The organism is Alistipes finegoldii DSM 17242, from assembly GCF_000265365.1.
In the GTDB taxonomy this organism is placed as follows: domain Bacteria; phylum Bacteroidota; class Bacteroidia; order Bacteroidales; family Rikenellaceae; genus Alistipes; species Alistipes finegoldii.
Window position 1 is genome coordinate 455,429 of the sequence record NC_018011.1, and the last position, 20,010, is coordinate 475,438.

14 protein-coding genes are annotated in these 20,010 nt (G+C 58.0%); 10 read left to right on the plus strand and 4 right to left on the minus strand.

The window, feature by feature from the left end; all coding sequences use genetic code 11:
- The first annotated feature begins 558 nt into the window (after positions 1 to 558).
- The 5 genes from mobV (at position 559) to ALFI_RS02040 (ending at position 4,939) form a co-directional block, all read left to right on the plus strand.
- A complete protein-coding gene (mobV, locus tag ALFI_RS02020; protein WP_014774580.1) occupies positions 559 to 1,926 on the plus strand; it encodes a MobV family relaxase in 1,368 nt (455 codons plus the stop codon).
- 336 nt (positions 1,927 to 2,262) lie between these two features.
- Positions 2,263 to 3,000, plus strand: a complete 738-nt coding sequence (locus tag ALFI_RS02025; protein WP_014774581.1) for a DUF1266 domain-containing protein — start codon at positions 2,263 to 2,265, stop codon at positions 2,998 to 3,000.
- A 46-nt stretch (positions 3,001 to 3,046) separates the two neighbouring features.
- A complete protein-coding gene (locus ALFI_RS02030) occupies positions 3,047 to 3,505 on the plus strand; it encodes a hypothetical protein (protein WP_008765525.1) in 459 nt (152 codons plus the stop codon).
- 105 nt (positions 3,506 to 3,610) lie between these two features.
- Positions 3,611 to 4,351 (plus strand): toxin-antitoxin system YwqK family antitoxin, encoded by a 741-nt coding sequence (locus ALFI_RS02035; RefSeq protein ID WP_008144979.1) that lies wholly within the window; start codon positions 3,611 to 3,613, stop codon positions 4,349 to 4,351.
- Between the two features lie 6 nt (positions 4,352 to 4,357).
- Positions 4,358 to 4,939 (plus strand): DUF4948 family protein, encoded by a 582-nt coding sequence (locus tag ALFI_RS02040; protein ID WP_014774583.1) that lies wholly within the window; start codon positions 4,358 to 4,360, stop codon positions 4,937 to 4,939.
- A gap of 364 nt (positions 4,940 to 5,303) precedes the next feature.
- Here the strand turns inward: ALFI_RS02040 and ALFI_RS02045 are convergent, their stop codons facing one another.
- From ALFI_RS02045 to ALFI_RS02060, 4 genes are all read right to left on the minus strand, one after another.
- Positions 5,304 to 7,337: a transketolase family protein gene (locus ALFI_RS02045; protein ID WP_014774584.1), complete on the minus strand. Its 2,034-nt coding sequence runs from the start codon at positions 7,335 to 7,337 to the stop codon at positions 5,304 to 5,306.
- A gap of 70 nt (positions 7,338 to 7,407) precedes the next feature.
- Positions 7,408 to 8,685: an ATP-dependent Clp protease ATP-binding subunit ClpX gene (gene clpX, locus ALFI_RS02050; protein ID WP_009597780.1), complete on the minus strand. Its 1,278-nt coding sequence runs from the start codon at positions 8,683 to 8,685 to the stop codon at positions 7,408 to 7,410.
- Complete coding sequence (gene clpP, locus ALFI_RS02055) at positions 8,685 to 9,353, minus strand: ATP-dependent Clp endopeptidase proteolytic subunit ClpP (protein WP_009597808.1); 669 nt, start codon at positions 9,351 to 9,353, stop codon at positions 8,685 to 8,687. Before clpP ends, clpX begins: the two co-directional genes overlap by 1 nt.
- Before the next feature lie 226 nt (positions 9,354 to 9,579).
- Positions 9,580 to 10,905: a trigger factor gene (locus ALFI_RS02060; protein WP_009597757.1), complete on the minus strand. Its 1,326-nt coding sequence runs from the start codon at positions 10,903 to 10,905 to the stop codon at positions 9,580 to 9,582.
- A 329-nt stretch (positions 10,906 to 11,234) separates the two neighbouring features.
- On the opposite strand from ALFI_RS02060, the gene ALFI_RS02065 reads away from it, so the two are divergent.
- Genes ALFI_RS02065 through rnr form a run of 5 tightly spaced genes read left to right on the plus strand, consistent with a single transcriptional unit; the run spans position 11,235 to position 20,008 of the window.
- Positions 11,235 to 12,026 carry a glutaminyl-peptide cyclotransferase gene (locus tag ALFI_RS02065; protein WP_009597823.1) on the plus strand — a complete coding sequence of 264 codons (792 nt, stop codon included), beginning with the start codon at positions 11,235 to 11,237 and terminating at the stop codon, positions 12,024 to 12,026.
- Positions 12,027 to 15,638, plus strand: a complete 3,612-nt coding sequence (metH, locus tag ALFI_RS02070; protein ID WP_014774585.1) for a methionine synthase — start codon at positions 12,027 to 12,029, stop codon at positions 15,636 to 15,638. It begins immediately after the preceding gene.
- A 58-nt stretch (positions 15,639 to 15,696) separates the two neighbouring features.
- Positions 15,697 to 16,662 carry a methylenetetrahydrofolate reductase gene (locus ALFI_RS02075; protein ID WP_009597798.1) on the plus strand — a complete coding sequence of 322 codons (966 nt, stop codon included), beginning with the start codon at positions 15,697 to 15,699 and terminating at the stop codon, positions 16,660 to 16,662.
- 5 nt (positions 16,663 to 16,667) lie between these two features.
- A complete protein-coding gene (locus ALFI_RS02080; protein WP_014774586.1) occupies positions 16,668 to 17,780 on the plus strand; it encodes a M20 family metallopeptidase in 1,113 nt (370 codons plus the stop codon).
- On the plus strand, positions 17,777 to 20,008 hold the full coding sequence (gene rnr / locus ALFI_RS02085) for a ribonuclease R (RefSeq protein ID WP_014774587.1): 2,232 nt from the start codon (positions 17,777 to 17,779) through the stop codon (positions 20,006 to 20,008). Before ALFI_RS02080 ends, rnr begins: the two co-directional genes overlap by 4 nt.
- Positions 20,009 to 20,010 lie beyond the last annotated feature (2 nt).

The following is a 20,010-nucleotide window of genomic DNA, read 5'->3' on the forward strand; positions in this document are numbered from 1 at the left end:
CGTACCAGCATACCAGCATGCAAACCTATCACTATGGTGATATATATTGCAGGGTCTATTCCTCTTTTCAGAGGAAAGCGGAGCAATCATTTCCGTTTACAAAGGCAAAGCAAGCACGGGGCTTTACGTCGGCTAAAAGGTCAGGCGGCTGCGCCGTTTCCCGATAAATCTTCCTCTCGCTTCGCTGCGAGCGTATTTATCGGGAAAACCTTGTATCCGACCGCCCCGTGCAAAAGAGCCTTTGAAAACGGAAACGACCGCCCCGCCGCCCACCGACCGAAAGGGAAAAAATAAGGTGGGGTTATATGGGTAAGCAGACGGCAGGGACAGCCACCGCAGAAAGGCAGACGGACGGCACGCCGCAGGGTATTTGCGGAGAAAATACCGTAGTTTACTAGGCTAGGGAATTTGTCCGAGCCGCAATACTGTCGTATCGCTGAAAATTCCCCAATAAGGCAAGGGGCAAGCCCCTCTGCACACCCCGTCGGGGACGGCATTTGCCGCCCCGAAGATACAAAAAATCATTGTTTCACAAGCCAAAAAAGAAAGGAAGAATATATGGGTTTCGTAGTTTTACACATGGAAAAGGCGCACGGCAGCGACAGCGGAACGACCGCACATATCGAGCGTTTCATCATACCGAAGAACGCCGACCCCACACGCACGCACCTGAACCGCAGGCTCATCGAATACCCCGACGGGGTGAAAGACCGTTCGGCGGCTATACAGCAGAGACTAGAAGAAGCGGGGCTGACACGCAAAATCGGAAGCAACCAAGTGCGGGCAATCCGCATCAACGTGTCGGGAACGCACGAGGACATGAAGCGGATAGAGGAAGAGGGGCGTTTGGACGAGTGGTGCGCCGACAATCTGAAATACTTCGCCGACACGTTCGGAAAGGAGAACATCGTGGCGGCTCACCTGCACAGGGACGAGCAGACGCCACACATACACATTACACTCGTTCCCATCGTCAAGGGAGAGCGCAAGCGCAGGAAAAGGGAGGAACAGACGAAGAAACGATACCGCAAGAAGCCGACCGACACCGTAAGGCTGTGCGCCGACGATATTATGACACGGCTGAAATTGAAGTCCTACCAAGATACCTATGCCGAAGCGATGGCGAAATACGGGCTGCAAAGAGGCATAGACGGCTCGAAGGCTCGCCACAAGTCCACGCAGCAGTATTATCGGGATATACAGAAACTCGCCGACGACCTCAAAGCGGAAGTGGTGGATTTGCAACAGCAGAAAGAAACGGCACGGGAGGAACTAAGACGGGCGAAAAAAGAGATACAGACCGAGAAGCTGAAAGGGGCGGCAACCACCGCAGCCGCCAACATCGCCGAGAGCGTCGGTTCTCTTTTCGGCAGTAACAAGGTCAAGACGCTGGAAAGGGAGAACACCGCCCTGCATAGGGAGGTAGCCGACCACGAGGAAACCATCGAAGCCCTGCAAGATAGGATACAGACCATGCAAGCAGACCACAGCCGAGAGATACGGGAAATACGGCAGGAGCACCAAAAGGAGATAGCGGACAAGGAAGCGAGGCACAAGCAGGAAATATCGTTTCTGAAAACGGTAATCGCAAAGGCGGCGGCATGGTTTCCCTACCTGCGTGAAATGCTCCGTATCGAAAAATTGTGCCGCCTTGTCGGGTTCGATGAAAGGCAGACCGCAACGCTCGTCAGTGGCAAGCCGTTGGAGTATGCAGGCGAACTCTACTCGGAGGAACACGGACGGAAATTCACGACCGAAAGGGCAGGGGTTCAAGTCGTGAAAGACCCCACGGACGGGACTAAATTGGTTCTTGCCATCAACCGAAAGCCCATTGCCGAGTGGTTCAAGGAACAGTTCGAGAAGTTAAGGCAGAACATACGGCAACCTATACAGCAGCAAAGGAAAAGCAGGGGTATGAAACTGTAAAGCTCCAATTTTATACAGCGAGCAAATAAATCTATTGCAACATAAGTGATTATCACAACTTTTCACTACCTTTGTGGTTGGATTAGGGAAACTCCGTCCAAGACATATTAGAAAAGAAAGAAGCGTTATGCTTATCTTGTTGTTGAAAACGTAGGAAATTTTCAAAATGAGCAAGGATGGCATAGTGGTTCTCACGCTATAGCGTGGGCTGCTATTACTACATCTGCTCATTAGGTTTTTCCTACGACCTTCAACAAAGACGTGGCATTGCAGTTCCACGCTTCGTGGTTTAATAATAAAAAGGTCTTAAGGAGCTGGAAAGACAAACATAGTACTATGGACATGACATCTCTTTGGGGAAGACTTGCAAAATTGCAGAGTTTCTTTCAGGATGGTTTGAATGTGGATGAAAATTCACATTTGCCAGAAGCGGATTTACGCAAGATAAGTCTTGGCAATCTGTATGTATATCAACAACAAGGTGTATTGAACACATTCGAAACTGGCGTAACTCCCTCTGTTCGTAAAGTTATTTTAGGTGAATACTTTGGTATAACGGATAGGGATAGTGCCATCGAAACTTTGAATTGGTTGTCGCAAGCTCCCTCGCAAACAATGTTTCACTATGCTTATACGGCTTTTCTTCAAGGAGGGGGTAATATAAGCAGGAAGTGGCTTAATGAAAATGAAGAATTGAAAGAACACACCGATTTCCGAAATGACTGTTTGGAAAAGTTGGAAACGATGGAGGAAAAATATCCGGACATTGAACAAGCTGGAATTGTCGCATCCAAAGAAGAAATGGGCAAACTCGGAGTACTTGCGTGGGATGCAGGAAGATTAAACTTTATCAGCAGACTTTGCCTTGAGCAAGAGTACATTGTAAAAGAAGAATGTATGCAGTGTATCAATGCCGCTTACGAGATGACCAAAGAAGTTTATACCAATTGGAAAGACTATGCTTATAGTTATGTTCTTGGTCGTACTTTGTCGATGGGAACTACCAACATGATTGGATTGGCAGAAGATTTACTGACAGATACCAAAAGCCCTTGGACTTATATAAAATGGTGATATTTTATTAAAAAACATTTATTAACTCTACATTTTTTTTTGAATTATGAAAACGTTTAATTATGCTCCAGCCTCTCCTATCAAGGATAACATTACAATGTTGGCTGTATCAGTCGGTATGGTTGTCGTGCCGCTCGTTTATCCATTCGGTATAAGAATAGGCAGTACCCGAATACTTGGCCCTACGAGTACTGCCATTGTTTTTATAATCGGAGGACTCGTTCTCTTGGTAATAACATTGAACAAGGTTCGTCTTGCCCGTGCTTTGGCGGCGAACGGAGGAAAAATCGTTGTCGATGCAGATAGTGTAACCTATCCTATAATAAAGAAAGGGGAGAAAACCGACAAAATATTTAAAATATCGGATATAAAACATCTTAAATATGACGATGAAGAAGGAGAATTGGAAATCTTCTTGACGGATGATACACAAATAACATTGCATGCAGGATTCTTTGAATCTTTCGAGCGATACGAGGAATTTTTCGCTTTGTTGAAGAAGTGAAGAGGCTAACAAGTTCGATTTATGCGGATAATGGCGTGTGGCTCAATCGCTTTTCGTGGTGATTGAGCCACGTGTTAGCCGCAACCTTGAAAAACAAAAAATACAATGAATAGAATATTGGCACTATACATCTTTTTACTATTGTGTGGCACGGTTTCCGCACAACAAATCGTAGAATGGAGCGATTTGCAGACTATAACAGATAACTCACGGCGCACGGTCTATTATAAAAAAGGCAGAAAACAGCCGTTACGGGGAAAATATCGCATTATACGAGGACTTGACGAGGAGTGTGTTAAATTTTCCGATGGCATGATAAACGGTGATTATCGCCGCTATCGTGATGGGGTGCTGCGTGAATCGGGTATATATGCCAAAGGCAAGCGTAACAGCACATTCACGGAGTATTACCAAGACGGCGTTACTCCCCGAAAGGAAACACCCATGCAGCAAGGCAAGATAGACGGAACTGTAAAGACCTATTTTCGTAACGGCAAAATAGAAGCCGAAAAGGAATATAAGCAGAGTGTGGAGAGCGGGCGGGAACGCCGCTTTGACAGCAAGACAGGAGAGCAGATTTTTGAATCTCATTATATCGACGGGAAAAAAGATGGCGAGGAGTGGGAAATCTTCGAGGATGCGAGCACGCTTCGCAGCAGGATAATACGCCACTACCGTAACGGAAAACTTGACGGCTCTTATCGTGTGGAATCGACACGGGACGGCAAACCCTATATAACTATCGAGGGACAATACACTGACGGCGAGAAATCGGGGCAATGGATAGAACATAACTATGATAACAATACCCAAACCTGCACATGGCATGGTGAAGGTGGGGCTTAAACAGAGATGAAGATAGTTATCATAATACTACTTTTAACGCTTGCATCGGTCGTAAGCTGCGAGCCACCCATGCCGCCGACGGACGAGGAAATGATACGCCACTTCGCCACGCACGAGGCGGCATTCGACAAGATACGCAAAATCATGGCGGAGAGTTCGGAGGGAAGCTTTCACTATCCGCCGCTCTCTCCCTGCGATATTCTCATCCTTGATTCGGCAGAACAAATATCCTACCAACCGAACCAAGTGCAGGACACGCCGGTACACGGGTTATCAAGATCTGACCGAATACAACTCGACTCCTTGTTGTCAGAGATTGGATGCGGTCTTGTCCTTGTTGACCGCAGGGAGCAGGAAACGGCAGATTCGGTATATGTGAGCTTATTTATGCTGTACTACTCCCACGGCATCGTGGATGCGGGAACATCCAAGAGTTTCGTTTACGATCTCGAATTGAGAAGCCGCCGTGACATCCGTATCACCGAACACGGCGACCTGAACGAAATTTACCGCAGGACATACAATGACACTACGCTATACAAGCCCGTCAAGGAAGGCTGGTATATAGAGTTAGACCATTCACGATAATTTTCTTTTTTCGCAAGTCGATTTTATAAAATTGTCACCGAAAGTTCGTACTTTCGGAAAAAGATGTTATATTTGCAAATGAAAGAGTTATTTGACAGCATAGCAATGTAAAACGCTGAAATTCGCACAGTTGCTAAATCGTTACCTCTATTTCTCAAATAATTCGCTAAAAGTTTATTTCTCAATCGGTTAAGTCAAACCGAGAAAAATCTAAAATAATAATACAACGCAACTCATCCGACAAAAAAATCCCCGAAGCGACACTTCGGGGATTTTATCCATTATCGGGTATCGTTATTTTCAGAGCAGCTTCTTGACCTCTTCGGCCGGAAGAATCCGTTGCCGAAGAGTCCAAACGTCCCGACTACTTTCCGAGCAGCTTCTTAACCTCTTCGGCTACGGTCTTGCCGTTGTAACCGAATTTCTCGTCGAGAACCGTATAGGGAGCCGAATAGCCGAAGTGATCCAGACCGTGGATCATACCTTTCTCGCCCACAAGACCCATCAGGTTCACAGGAAGTCCCGATGTCAGGCCGTAGCGCACGACGCCCACCGGAAGCACGCTCTCCTGATACGAACGGGGCTGGTCGCGGAAAAGGCCCTCGCTCGGCACGTTCACCACCCGAACGGCGATACCCTCGGCGGCAAGCAGTTCGGCGCCCTCAACGAGCGTCGAGACCTCCGAGCCGGTGGCGACCATCACAACTTCGGGCTTGGCCGAGTCAAGCACCACATAACCGCCCTTGGCGACCTGTGCGGCCTCCTCGCGGCGGCTGGCGCCCAGCGCCGGAAGGCTCTTGATGTTCTGACGCGACAGCACCAGCGCAACGGGCCGCTGCTCCTCGACGGCCAGCTTCCACGCCATGACGGTTTCATCGCCGTCGGCCGGGCGCAGCACGACCATCGAACGTTCGTCGTGGTGGTTTCGGAGGTGTTCCATCAGGCGGATCTGGGCTTCATGCTCGATCGGCTGGTGCGTAGGACCGTCCTCACCAACGCGGAACGAGTCGTGCGTCCAGATATAGATCACGTGCAGGCGCATCAGCGCCGAAAGACGCACTGCCGGTTTCATGTAGTCCGAGAAGACGAAGAACGTGCCGCACGCAGGAATCACACCCCCGTGCAGCGCCATGCCGTTGGCCACGCAGGCCATCGTCAGTTCCGAGACTCCAGCCTGAAAGAATTTGCCGCTGAAGTCGCCCTTCGTGAAGGCCTTGGTCTTCTTGAGGAAGCCGTCCGTCTTGTCCGAGTTCGAAAGGTCCGCAGAAGCCACGATCATGTTCTCGATCGTCTCGGCGAAGACGCCCAGCACCGCAGCCGATGCCGCGCGCGTCGCCACGCCGGCCTTCACCTCGATCGACTTGTAGTCGATTTCGGGCAGGCGTCCCGAAAGGAACATATCCAGTTTGCGGGCTAGATCGCCGTGTTCGGCGCGCCACGTCTTCTCGACCTCGGCCTGACGCGAGGCCCATGCGCGCAACGCTTCGCGGCGCTCGGAGAACGCTTCGCGACTCTCGGAGAAAACGGCGAACGGATCGTTCGGATCCCCGCCCAAATTCTTCACCGTAGCGGCGAAGTCGGCACCGGCGGCCGTAAGCGGCTGCCCGTGGGTCGAAACCTTGTCCTCGAAGCTCTCGCCGGCGGGGCCTTTGGCGCCCTTGCCCATGACCGTGCGGCCGATGATGAGCGTAGGACGCTCCGTCTCGGAGTTCGCGGCAACGAGCGCCTCGCGGATTTCGTTGATGTTATGTCCGTCCACTGACAGCACGTTCCACCCCCACGCCTCGTACTTCATGGCCACGTTCTCGGTCATAACCTCATCCACCTTCGTAGAAAGCTGGATGTTGTTCGAGTCGTAGTACATGATGAAGTTGCTCAGGCCCAGATGGCCGGCGATACGGCCCACGCCCTGCGAAATCTCCTCCTCCACGGCGCCGTCCGAGATGTAGGCGTAGGTCTTGTGCGCCATCCACTCGCCGAAGCGGGCAGCCATGAACCGTTCCGCGATGGCGGCGCCCAGCGCCATGGCATGACCCTGTCCGAGAGGGCCGGAAGTGTTCTCGACACCGCGCGCGAAGTCTGCTTCCGGGTGACCCGGCGTCACGCTGCCCCACTGACGCAGAGACTGAAGGTCTTCGGTCGTATAGTACCCGGCAAGAGAAAGCGTAGAATAGAGCATCGGAGACATGTGGCCCGGATCGAGGAAGAAACGATCACGGTAGGGGTAAGACGTATTGTCCGGATCGTACCGCAGAAATTCGGTATAGAGCACCGTCATGAAGTCGGCGCCGCCCATAGAGCCGCCGGGGTGTCCCGATTTGGCTTTTTCGACCATGGCGGCCGACAAAATGCGGATATTGTCCGCTACACGCGTTAGTTTGGAATTGGTAGATGACATGAGTATTTAAAGTTTTAAAGTCTTTGTATTAATCAGCGTATCTTCTGCCACAAAAGTAATAAAAAAGATACTACCCAACTTGTTTAAGCTCTAAAATATTTGCTTTTTCTATCTTTTTCTTTGCATATGGCAACGTCACGACGAATTTCCGCGTGTCGGTCGAGGGCAGGTCGAACATCGTGTCCATCATGATCGCCTCGCAGATCGAACGCAGGCCGCGGGCGCCGAGTTTGAACTCGACGGCCTTGTCCACGATGTAATCCAGCACCGCGTCGTCGAACGTAAGCTTGACGTTGTCCAGCTCGAAAAGCCGCTTGTACTGCTTGACGATGGCGTTTTTCGGTTCGGTGAGAATCGACCGCAAGGCTTCGCGCGAGAGGGGCTGCATGTAGGTCAGCACCGGAAGACGCCCCACCAGCTCCGGAATCAGTCCGAACGACTTGAGGTCCTGCGGCGTGATGTACTGCATCAGGTTGTTGCGGTCGATGCGGTCGGCGCGGAGCCGTCCGTACCCCATGGCGCGGGTGTTCAGACGCTGGGCGATCTTCTTCTCCACGCCGTCGAACGCGCCGCCGCAGATGAAGAGGATGTTGCGCGTATCGACCTGAATGAATTTCTGTTCGGGGTGCTTGCGCCCGCCCTGAGGGGGCACGTTGACCACGGTTCCTTCGAGAATCTTCAGCAGGGCCTGCTGCACGCCTTCGCCCGAAACGTCGCGCGTGATCGAAGGGTTGTCGCCCTTGCGGGCGATCTTGTCAATCTCGTCGATGAAGACGATGCCCCGTTCGGCCTGCTCGACGTTGTAGTCGGCGACCTGCAGCAGCCGCGAAAGGATGCTCTCGACATCCTCGCCCACGTAGCCCGCCTCGGTCAGCACCGTGGCGTCCACGATGGTGAAGGGCACCTTCAGCAGTTTGGCGATCGTGCGGGCCATCAGCGTCTTGCCCGTACCCGTGGGTCCCACCAGCACGATATTCGACTTGTCGATCTCTACCTCGTCCTCCTTGGGGGCGTAGAGCAGCCGCTTGTAGTGGTTGTAAACGGCCACGGCCATATAACGCTTGGCGTCGTCCTGACCGATGACATACTGGTCGAGGAAATCCTTGATCTGGGCCGGCTTGAGCAGCTCCTCCATCTTGAGCGGCGCAGCGGCGGCGCTGCCGCCGCGCTCCGAAGCCACGTCGTTCTCGACGATGATCCGGTAGCCGTTCTCGATACATTTGTTGCAGATGTTGGCGCCGTCGATGCCCTGAAACATGATCTCCACGTCGCTGCGCTTGGCGCCGCAGAACGAGCAGCAGTCGCCGCCCGCCCCGTTCTTATGGTTGTTGCCTTTTCCCGATGCCATTATTTCCCGCGTTTGGATAATACTTCGTCGATCAGCCCGTACTCCTTGGCTTCGCGCGCCGAGAGCCAGTAGTCGCGGTCGGCGTCCTTCTCGATCTTCTTGAGCGCGACGCCCGAATGGGCCGAGAGAATCTCGTACAGCTCGCGTTTGGTCTTCATGATCTCGCGTGCCGTGATTTCGATGTCCGAGGCCTGTCCCTGCGCACCGCCCAGCGGCTGGTGGATCATCACCCGCGAATGGGGAAGCGCAGAACGCTTGCCCTTGGCGCCCGCCGTGAGCAGCACGGCGCCCATCGAAGCGGCCAGTCCCGTGCAGATGGTCGCCACGTCGGAATTGACCAGCTGCATCGTGTCATAAATGCCCAGTCCGGCCGAAACCGAACCGCCGGGCGAGTTGATATAGATCTGAATGTCCTTTTCGGGATCGACCGATTCGAGGAACAGCAGCTGCGCCTGAATGATATTGGCCGCGTCGTCGTAGATCGGCGCGCCGAGGAAGATGATGCGGTCCATCATCAGCCGCGAGAAGACGTCCATCGTGGCGATATTCAGCTGACGCTCTTCGATGATCGTAGGCGACACGTAGGCGCCGCTGACCGACTGGAAATCGTGCAGTTTCAGCGAACTGATCCCGCAGTGTTTCCGTGCGTATTTTTCAAATTCTGACATAATAAATTATCGTAATTGTTATCGTTCGTTATCGTTTGTCGCTATCGTTTTTACCGCCGGCCGGCAGCCCGGCATCTCTTATTCGCGGCCCACGGCCGGCTCCGGGCGGGAGCTGCGGGCGGCGGACTGTCGCCGAAACGGCGTTTAAAGCTGTATATCGTCAAACAAAAGGACTTTGCAAACATCACGCCTGCAAAGTCCAAAGATAATCTTTTTTCGGCAAATACTAAAGCGCCTTGGCCAATTTGGCGAAATCGTCGGCAGATACGGCTTTTTCCGTCACCTTGATCTTCGACTTCACATCCTCCACGACCTTCACTTCGTACAGCTTCTCGTAGATCTTCTGTCCCTGATCCTTGTCGGCGAGAATCTTCTCGGCATAGCCGGCCAGCATATCTTCGGGAGCCGACGGCATGCCGTACTGCGCGAACTGCGCGGCGGCCAGCGCCTTGGCTTCCGCGAGCGCCTCGTCCTTGGTCACCGTGATATTGTCCTGCTTGATGAAGTGCTTCTGCAGGTAGTTCCACGTGAACATCTTCAGGAACTGGTCGAAGTCCTTGTCGATGTCCTCCATCGAGAATTTGCCTTCGTTGATCGTATACAGCCAGCGTTTGAGGAACGCTTCGGGCATCTTCAGACCGGCTTTCTGCACCAGATAGTCGCGCAGCTGGAGCGTGAAGAGGTAGTCGCTTTCGCGGCGCAGCTCCGGCTCGATGCGCGCGTCGATGAACTTGTCAAGTCCGGCCTCGTCCTTCACTTCGCCGCCGGGGAATGCCGTCTTGAAGAACTCCTCGTTCAGCTCAGGTTCGGCGAACTTGCGGATCTTGGTGATTTCGAGCGTAAATTCGGGTTTGATGCCCTCCAGCTCGTTCTCCTTGACCTGCAGCACGGCGGCGCGCTGCGACGGGTTCTTGTAGAGTTCGTTGACATTGACTTCGGTCTTGAAGCCCACCTTCTTGCCGATGAAAGGCTTGCGCTCCTCCTCCGACATCGAGATCAGGCCCACGTAAGCGTCCGCCACGTTCATCTCGCCGTTGTCGAGCGTGACCGACAGCGCCTCGTCCGAAGTCACCTCGTCGGCATCGACCAGACGGCCGTACTGACGCAGGTAGTTGGCGCGGTAGTCGTCGTGCATCTTCTTGTCCACCTTGATCTTGCTGTAGGTCAGCTTATCCTTGTCCGAAAGTTCGAGTTTTATCTCAGGAGCCTCGCCGATTTCGAACACGAATTCGAACTCCTTGCCGTTCTCGAAATCGAAATCGCCCTGCTCTTCCGAAGGAATCACGTCGCCCAAGTAGTCGATGTTCTCCTTCTGGAGATACTCGAACACCGAGTTCGAGGCGGTGCGGTAAGCCTGCTCGGCCAGCACGCCCTTGCCGTACATCTTCTTGACGAGACCCATGGGCACCATGCCGGGGCGGAAACCGGGAATATTGGCCTTGCGCCTGTATTCGCGCAACTCTTTCTCGACGGCTTGGCCGTAATCCTCTTCGCCCACCGTTACCTTGAGCAGCGAATTGTTCTCTTCGCGTTGTTCTCTTACGATCTTCATAATGAATGCTTTCTATATTGTTATTGTCTTATTTCCGAAATCGGCTCGCAAAGATAGCGATTTTCGCGGACAAACCAATATTTTTTCTAAAATATAGTGTATTGCAGCCGGCGGCGGCAAACTCCGCAAAGGCTGTTTTCGGAAAATGCGCAGGCATCCGAAAACGCGGGTAAACGCAAAGATAGTCAAAAAATTCGTCATATGGCGGGTTTTTCCTATCTTTGCGGAGGATAAACCTCCGCTCAGACAGGCGGCGTCCGGCCCGGCCGAATAAATTCGCTTCCGTTTCCGGCTCGCGCTGTCTTTGCTGACGAATTCACAAGAAAGAGATGAGAAAGTTCGCTACCGTTCTGCTGTCGGGACTGCTGCTGGCTTCGTGCGGCGGCAATCAGGTCCGGGCCAAACGCCCCGCGGCGCCGGCGGAACCCAAGGAATACACCTACGGCGTCCGGGCGGTCCACCCGCACCCGGCGACCAGCTATACGCAGGGCCTGCAATACGCCGACGGCCGTTTGTGGGAAGGCACGGGCCAGCACGGCGAATCGGTCGTGCAGACGCTCGACCTCGCGACGGGCCGCGCGGAGGTCTTCGCACGTCTTCCCAAGGAGGACTTCGGCGAAGGGATCGCCCTCTTGGACGGCAAGGTCTACCAGCTCACGTGGCAGTCGAACAAAGCCTATGTCTACGACGCCCGGACGGGAGAGAAAATCAGGGAGTTCCGCTATCCCGGCGAGGGCTGGGGCCTCACGACCGACGGGAAGAAGCTCTACATGTCGGACGGCACGGCAAACATCTACACGCTCGACCCGGCCACCTTCAAACGCGAAAAGCGTACCACGGTGACGCTCCGGGGCGAGACGCTCAACTTCCTCAACGAGCTGGAGTGGATCGACGGCAAGATATGGGCCAACGTCTACACCACCGACCAAATCGTCATCATCGACCCGGCGACGGGCGCGGTGGAGGGGATCGTCGATCTGACGGGGCTGCTGCCCGAAGAGGACGTGACCCCGGCGACCGACGTGCTCAACGGCATCGCTTACGACGCGGCCGGAGGGCGCATCCTCGTCACGGGCAAGAACTGGAACAAACTGTTTGAAATCGAAATCAGAGAGAAATAAATGGCCGACATATACGAACAACTCGAATCCCGCATCCTGCTGCTCGACGGCGGTTTCGGCACCATGGTCCAGCAGTACGGATTCACCGAAGAGGACTACCGGGGCGAACGGTTCCGCGAGTGGCCCGCGCTGCTCAAGGGGTGCAACGACCTGCTGGCCCTGACGCGGCCCGAAGCGGTGCGCGAAATCCACGTCAAATACCTGCAGGCGGGGGCCGACATCATCGAAACCGACTCGTTCAATGCCAACGCCGTATCGCTGGCCGATTACGGACTGGAGGCGTACGCCTACGAAATGTCGCGAGCGGCGGCGGCCGTGGCCCGCAGCGCGGCCGACGAATTCACGGCCCGCAACCCGCAGAAACCCCGCTTCGTGGCGGGTTCGATGGGGCCCACCAACCGCACGGCCTCGATGTCGGCCGACGTGGCGAACCCCGCGGCCCGCGAAGTGACTTTCGCACAACTCGTCGAAGCCTACACCGATCAGGCGCGGGGACTGCTGGACGGCGGAGCCGACATCCTGCTGGTCGAGACCATCTTCGACACGCTCAACGCCAAGGCGGCCCTCTACGCGATCGACGCGCTGGCCGAAAAACTCGGCCGCACGATCCGCGTCATGGCGTCGGGCACGCTGGCCGACGCCAGCGGCCGCACCCTGTCGGGACAGACCGTCGAGGCCTTCTGCACCTCGCTGTCGCACGCGCAGCTGCTCTCCCTCGGCCTGAACTGCGCCTACGGAGCCAAACAGCTGCTGCCCTACCTCGAACGGCTGGCCGAAACGGCCCCGTTCCGCATCTCGGCGCACCCCAACGCCGGACTTCCCAACGTCATGGGCGGCTACGACGAGACCCCGGAGATGTTCGCCGAGGACGTGGGCGAATACATGCGCCGCGGACTGGTCAATATCGTCGGCGGATGCTGCGGCACGACGCCCGCGCATATCTTCGAACTTTCGAAAATCGCCTGCAACTATGCCCCGCGCCCCGTTCCGGCGCCGCGCCGCGTCACGACGCTGAGCGGACTGGAGCCGCTGCGCATCGCGCCCGAAACCAATTTCGTCAACGTCGGCGAGCGCACCAACGTCGCAGGCTCGGCCAAATTCGCCCGCCTGATCCGCGAGGGCAATTACGAAGAGGCCCTGTCGGTAGCCCGTGCGCAGGTCGATGCGGGGGCGCAGATCGTCGACGTCTGCATGGACGACGGCATGATCGACGGCGTCGAAGCCATGCGCACATTCCTCAACCTGATGGCCTCGGAGCCGGAAATCGCCCGCGTGCCGACGATGATCGACTCCTCGAAATGGGAGGTGCTCGCGGCGGGTCTGGAGGTCACGCAGGGCAAGGCCGTGGTCAATTCGATCTCGCTCAAGGAGGGCGAAGCCGAATTCCTGCGCCGCGCACGGGAGATACACCGCTACGGAGCCGCCGCGGTGGTGATGCTCTTCGACGAGCAGGGACAGGCCGACACCTGCGAGCGCAAGATCGAGGTGGCCTCACGCGCCTACCGCCTGCTGACCGACGCGGGATTCCCCGCCGAAGACATCATCTTCGACCCCAACATACTGGCCGTGGCGACGGGAATTCCCGAACACGACGGCTACGCCAAAGCCTTTATCGACGCGACGCGCTGGATCAAGGAAAACCTGCCTTACGCAAAGGTGTCGGGCGGCGTGTCGAACCTCTCGTTCGCCTTCCGCGGCAACAACGCCGTGCGCGAAGCGATGCACTCGGCGTTCCTCTACCACGCCATCCGCGCGGGCATGGACATGGGCATCGTCAACCCGCAAATGGTGAAGATATACAGCGAGATCGAACCCGAACTGCTCCAACGCGTCGAGGACGTGATCCTCTGCCGCCGGGCCGACGCCGCCGAACGGCTCACCGAATATGCGCAGCAGGTGCGCACCACGGCCGAAACCCAGCCGCAGGCCCCCGACGCATGGCGCGCGGGAACGCTCGCCGAGCGGATCGGCCACGCCATGCTCAAGGGCGTAGCGGACTACATCGAGCAGGACGCGCTGGAGGGCTACGAAGCCCTCGGAACGCCGATGGCCGTGATCGACACCCTGCTGATGCCCGCCATGGAGCGGGTCGGCACGCTCTTCGGCGAGGGTAAGATGTTCCTGCCGCAGGTCGTGAAGACCGCCCGCGTGATGAAGCGCGCCGTAGCGGCCCTGACCCCCTACATCGAGCAAGGCGGCGCCCAGACCCCGCACAACGCGGGCAAGGTGCTGATCGCCACGGTCAAAGGCGACGTACACGACATCGGCAAGAATATCGTGGCAGTCGTGATGGCCTGCAACGGATACGAGATAAAGGACCTCGGCGTGATGGTCGAGTCGCAGCGGATCGTCGAAGAGGCCGTAGCGTGGGGCGCCGACTGCATCTGCCTGAGCGGCCTGATCACCCCGTCGCTCGACGAGATGGCCCACGTCTGCGAGGAGCTGGAACGCCGCGCACTGCGCCTTCCGGTCATCATCGGCGGCGCGACGACCTCGAACCTGCATACCGCCGTGAAGATCGCCCCGGTCTATTCGGGATTGGTGATACACTCGCCCAACGCCAGCCGCAACAGCCAGATTCTGGCGCAGCTGCTCGGTCCCGACGGCCAGCTGTACGCCGACAAGGTCCGCGCCGACCAGCAGGCGCTGCGCAGCGACTACCTGCGCGCCGAACGCACCCGGAACCTGATTCCGATCGTCGAGGTCCGCAAGACCCGCAAAGGCGCCGCCCCGCACCTGCCCGTCGAGCCGCTGCACCCCGGCCGCATGGTCTTCCCCGACTTCGACGTCGCCGACGCCGAACCCTATATCGACTGGAGCTTCTTCTTCGCGGCATGGGGTCTCAAGGGACGCTATCCCGAAATCCTCGACCACCCCGAAAAAGGCGCCGAAGCGCGCAAGGTCTTCGCCGACGCCGAGGCCCTGCTGGCCCGCATCCGCGACGAGCGGCTGCTCACGCTGCAGGCCGCCGTGGGGATCTTCCCGGCGCGCGCAGAGGGCGACGACATCTGGATCACCGACCAGAAAGGCCGCGAACGCCGGCTGGCGATGCTCCGCAACCAGACGCGCGGGGAGGAGAACCGCTCGCTGGCGGACTGCATCGCGCCGCAGGGCGACTGGATCGGCTGTTTCGCCGTCACCGCCGGCATCGGACTCAGGGAGCTCTGCGAAAAATTCCGCGCCGAGGGCGACGACTACGGCGCCATCATGGCCAAACTGCTGGCCGACCGGCTGACCGAAGCCTTCGCCGAAGCCGTGCACACGTTCGTGCGGCGACAGATGTGGGGTTACGAAACGGGCGAGCCGCTCACGCCGCAGCAGACCGTCCGCGGCCAGTACCGCGGCCGCCGCATGGCCTTCGGCTATCCCGCGTCGCCCGACCATTCGCTCAAGCGCGAGGTCTTCGACCTGCTGTCGGTCGAAATGACGACGGGCATGAAGCTCACCGAGAATTACATGATCGATCCCGGCGAAGCGCTCTGCGGACTGATGTTCGCCGACGCCGACTACTTCTCCGTGGGCACGATCGACACCAAGCAGCTGCTCGACTACGCCCGGCGGCGCGGCATGGAGGTCGAAGAGATCAAGAAACTGATACCCAATAATATTTAACGCGCGGGAACGCCCCGGCGGCCCCGCCCGCCGAACCAAAGCAACAACAGACCGAACCATGAATGTTCTGGACATAATCAATACGGCCATCGCCGAACACCGCACGCGCTTCGCGTTCGAACTGCTCCCGCCCCTCAAGGGCGACGGCATGGGCGGCGTATTCGCGGCCATCGACCGGCTCATCGGATTCGACCCGGCCTACATCAACGTCACCTTCCACCGCGAGGGAATCAAGCAGTCCGTGCGTCCGGACGGAGGCATCGACTGGCACGTGGTGCGCCGCCGTCCCGGCACGGTGGGCATCTCGGCCGCCATTCAGAAGAAGTACGGCGTCGAAGTCGTGCCGCACCTGATCTGCGGCGGACAGTCGAAATACGACATCGAGGACGCGCTGATCGACCTCGACTTCCTCGGCCTGCACAACGTACTGGCGCTCAGGGGAGACAAGTCGCAGAACGAAAAGTTCTTCATGCCCCACCCGCAGGGCCATTCGCACGCCGTGGACCTCGTGCGGCAGATCGCGGCCATGAACCGCGGCGAATTCGTGGACGGCGAGGTCGAGGAGTGCCACCACTCGAAATTCTCGATCGGCGTGGCCGGCTACCCCGAAGGGCACGAAGAGTCCCCCTCGCCCGAAGCCGACATCGCCGCCCTCAAGGCGAAGATCGATGCCGGAGCCGGGTACATCGTCACGCAGCTCTTCTACGACAACGCCCGCTTTTTCGACTTCGTGCGCCGCTGCCGCGAAGCGGGCATCGCGGTGCCGATCATCCCCGGCATCAAACCCCTCTCGACGCTGCGCCACCTGACGCTGCTGCCGCAGACCTTCGGCTGCCGCATTCCCGAAGAGCTGGAACGCGAAGTCCTGCGCCACCGGGAGGACCCGAAGGCGATCCGCGAAGTCGGCACCGAATGGGCCGTCGCCCAGAGCCGGGAGCTGAAACAGGCCGGAGTCCCCGTACTGCACTACTACCCGATGGGCAAGGCCGACAATATCATCAAGATAGCAAAAGCGATATTTTAACTGAAATGAATCCCATCCAATTCCGCCGTCACCTGCACATGCACCCCGAACTGTCGTTCAGGGAGCACGACACGGCGGCCTTTATCTCCGCCCGGCTCTCGGAGCTGGGCATCGAGCACCGTCCCATAGCCGGAACGGGCGTGCTGGCTAAGATCGAAGGCCGCGGCAAAGCCGACCCCAAACGCCGGGCCGTGGTACTGCGCGCCGACATCGACGCCCTGCCGATCGACGAGCGGAACGACGCAGACTGGAGCTCCCGCAACCAAGGGGTCATGCACGCCTGCGGCCACGACATGCACGCCGCGGTGCTGTTCGGCGTGTTGCAGCAGCTGGCCGCCGAGCCGGATTTCCGCGGCACGATCTTCGGGCTGTTCCAGCCGGGCGAGGAGTGCAATCCGGGCGGTGCGTCGCTGGTGCTGGCCGAAAATCCGTTCGAAGGCTACGACGTCCGGGCCGTGGTCGGCGAACACGTCGAGCCGCAGCTCGAAGTCGGGACGCTCGGATTCCGCGCCGGCAAATACATGGCCGCAAGCGACGAACTGCGCTTCACGGTGCACGGGACGGGCGGTCACGGGGCCATGCGCCCGCAGCTCAAGGATCCGGTGGCGGCCGCCGCGGAGTTCGTGACGCGGCTCGTGGCGCTCAACCACGAAGAGTGCGTGCTCTCGATCGGCCGCGTGGAGGCCGGGGGCGCCACGAACATCGTGCCCGATCAGGTCTATCTCGAAGGCACGCTCCGCACCTTCGACGAACGCGAGCGCGAAATCATCCACAAACGCATCCGCAACTTCGCCGCGGACATCGACAAGCGCCACGGCGTGCGGACCGACGTCGATATCAGCCGGGGCTACCCCTGCGTGGTGAACGACGCCGCGCTGGTCAAGCATGCGGCGGCGCTGGCCGCGGAAGCCGGGCTGCGGGTCGAAATGCTGCCGCTGCGCACCACGGCGGAGGATTTCGGCTTCTACTGTACCAAATATCCGTCGCTGTTCTACCGGCTGGGCGTGGGCGCCGCGGCCGGACGGCCCCATACGGCGACGTTCAACCCCGACGAAGGGGCCATCGACACGGGCATAGACTACATGAAACGTCTCGCCCTCCAAATTTTGAAGAAATGAAAAAGCAATCACAAAAGAACCGTCCCGCAAGGGGCGCGAAAAACACGGACCGGGCGGCAGTCATCCTGAGTCTCTTCCGTGAATTCCCCAATAATAAATTCTCGCTCAAACACCTCGCGTCGGCTTCGGGCGGCGCGACGAAAGAGGGACGCCGCGAGACGTTCGAAATACTGGGACGCCTGCACGACGAAGGCATCGTCGAGGAGTGCGCCCGCGAGAAATACCGGCTCACGCACAAGCACCTGCCCCACTTCGAAGGCATCGCCGACATGACGGCGAGCGGTTCGATATACGTACGGGTCGAGGGCGAGGAGAACGATATTTTCGTCAACCAGCGCAACACGGCCAACGCCCTGAACGGCGACCGCGTGGAGGTGGTGGCCATCCACCGCGGCCGCGACGGGAAATTCGAAGGCGAAATCACGCGCATCGTCGAGCGCAGCCGCAAACCCTATGTCGGCGTGGCCGAGGTGGGCGCGCACCAGATCTTCGTGCGGGCCGACTCGCGCCGCATGCCGATGGACATCTACCTCTCGAAAAAGCAATACCCCGACGTGAAGGACGGCGAAAAGGTCGTGGTCCGCATCGCCGACTGGGCCGAAGGCAGCAAAAGCCCCGTGGGCGAGCTGGTCGAACGGCTCGGCATGGCAGGCAACAACGACACGGAGATGCACGCCATTCTGGCCGAATACGAGCTGCCCTACCGCTTCGACCCCGAAATCGAGCAGGCAGCGGAGGCCATCGACGGCAGCATCACCGCCAAGGAGATCGCCGCACGCCGCGACTTCAGGCAGGTGACGACCTTCACGGTAGACCCGGCCGACGCCAAGGACTTCGACGACGCGCTTTCGGTGCGCAGGGTCCGGGACGGCGTCTGGGAGATCGGCGTGCATATCGCCGACGTGACCCACTACGTGCGCCCCCAATCGACGATCGACGACGAAGCCGTCGAACGCGGCACCTCGGTCTATCTGGTGGACCGCACCGTGCCGATGCTGCCCGAACGGCTTTCGAACGAGCTTTGTTCGCTCCGCCCGCACGAAACGAGTCTCTGTTTCTCGGCGGTCTTCACCCTCAACGAGAACCTCGACATCCTCGAAGAGTGGTTCGGCCGCACGGTGATCTACTCCGACCGCCGCTTCACCTATGCCGAGGCGCAGGAGGTGATCGAGACGGGCCGCGGCGACTATGCCGAAGAGATCCTGACGCTCAACAGGCTGGCGCAGGCGCTTCGCCGGCAACGGTTCAAGAACGGCGCGATCAGCTTCGACCGCGAAGAGGTGAAATTCAAACTCGACGAGACAGGCAAACCGCTGGGCGTCTATTTCAAGGAGCAGAAGGAATCGAACCAGATGATCGAGGAGTTCATGCTGCTGGCCAACCGCCGCGTCGCGGAGTTCTGCGGCAAGCGCAAGACCGACAAGGGCCGCACCGTCGAACGTCCGATGGTTTACCGCGTCCACGACTCGCCGAGCGAGGAGAAGCTGGACCGCTTCCGGCAGTTCATCCTCCGCTTCGGACATATCTTCAAGGCCACCAAGGGCCGCGCCATAGCCAAGGAGCTGAACAAGCTTTTCGCCCAGATCAAGGGCACGACCGAGGAGAACGCCGTATCGACGATGGCCGTGCGGTCGATGGCCAAGGCGTATTACACGACCGACAACATCGGCCACTACGGACTGGCATTCCCCTATTACACGCACTTCACCTCGCCCATCCGCCGCTACCCCGACATGATGGTCCACCGCCTGCTGGCGCGCTATCTCGCCGACGGCAAGGCGGCCGACAAGGCGATGCTCGAAGATTTGTGCTTCCGCGCTTCGGAACGCGAAGTCATCGCCGCCGAAGCCGAGCGCGCGTCGATCAAGTACAAGATGGTCGAATTCATGAAGGAGCGCATCGGCGAAGAGTTCGAAGGACATATTTCGGGACTCACCGAGTGGGGTATCTATGTCGAGCTGGACGAAACCCACATCGAGGGCATGTCGTTCCTGCGCGACATCGACGGCGACTTCTTCCAGTTCGACGAGGCCAACTACCAGATCATCGGCCGCTCGACAGGCCGCCGCATGACGCTGGGCGACGCCGTGCGCATCCGCGTCAAACGCGCCGACCTGCAGAAACGCCAGCTCGATTTCGAGGTGCTGCTCGACGGACTCCGCACCCCTGCGCCCGCCGAAGGGCAGGGACCGCAGGTACGCCGCAGCAACCGACGCAAAAACCGATAGGC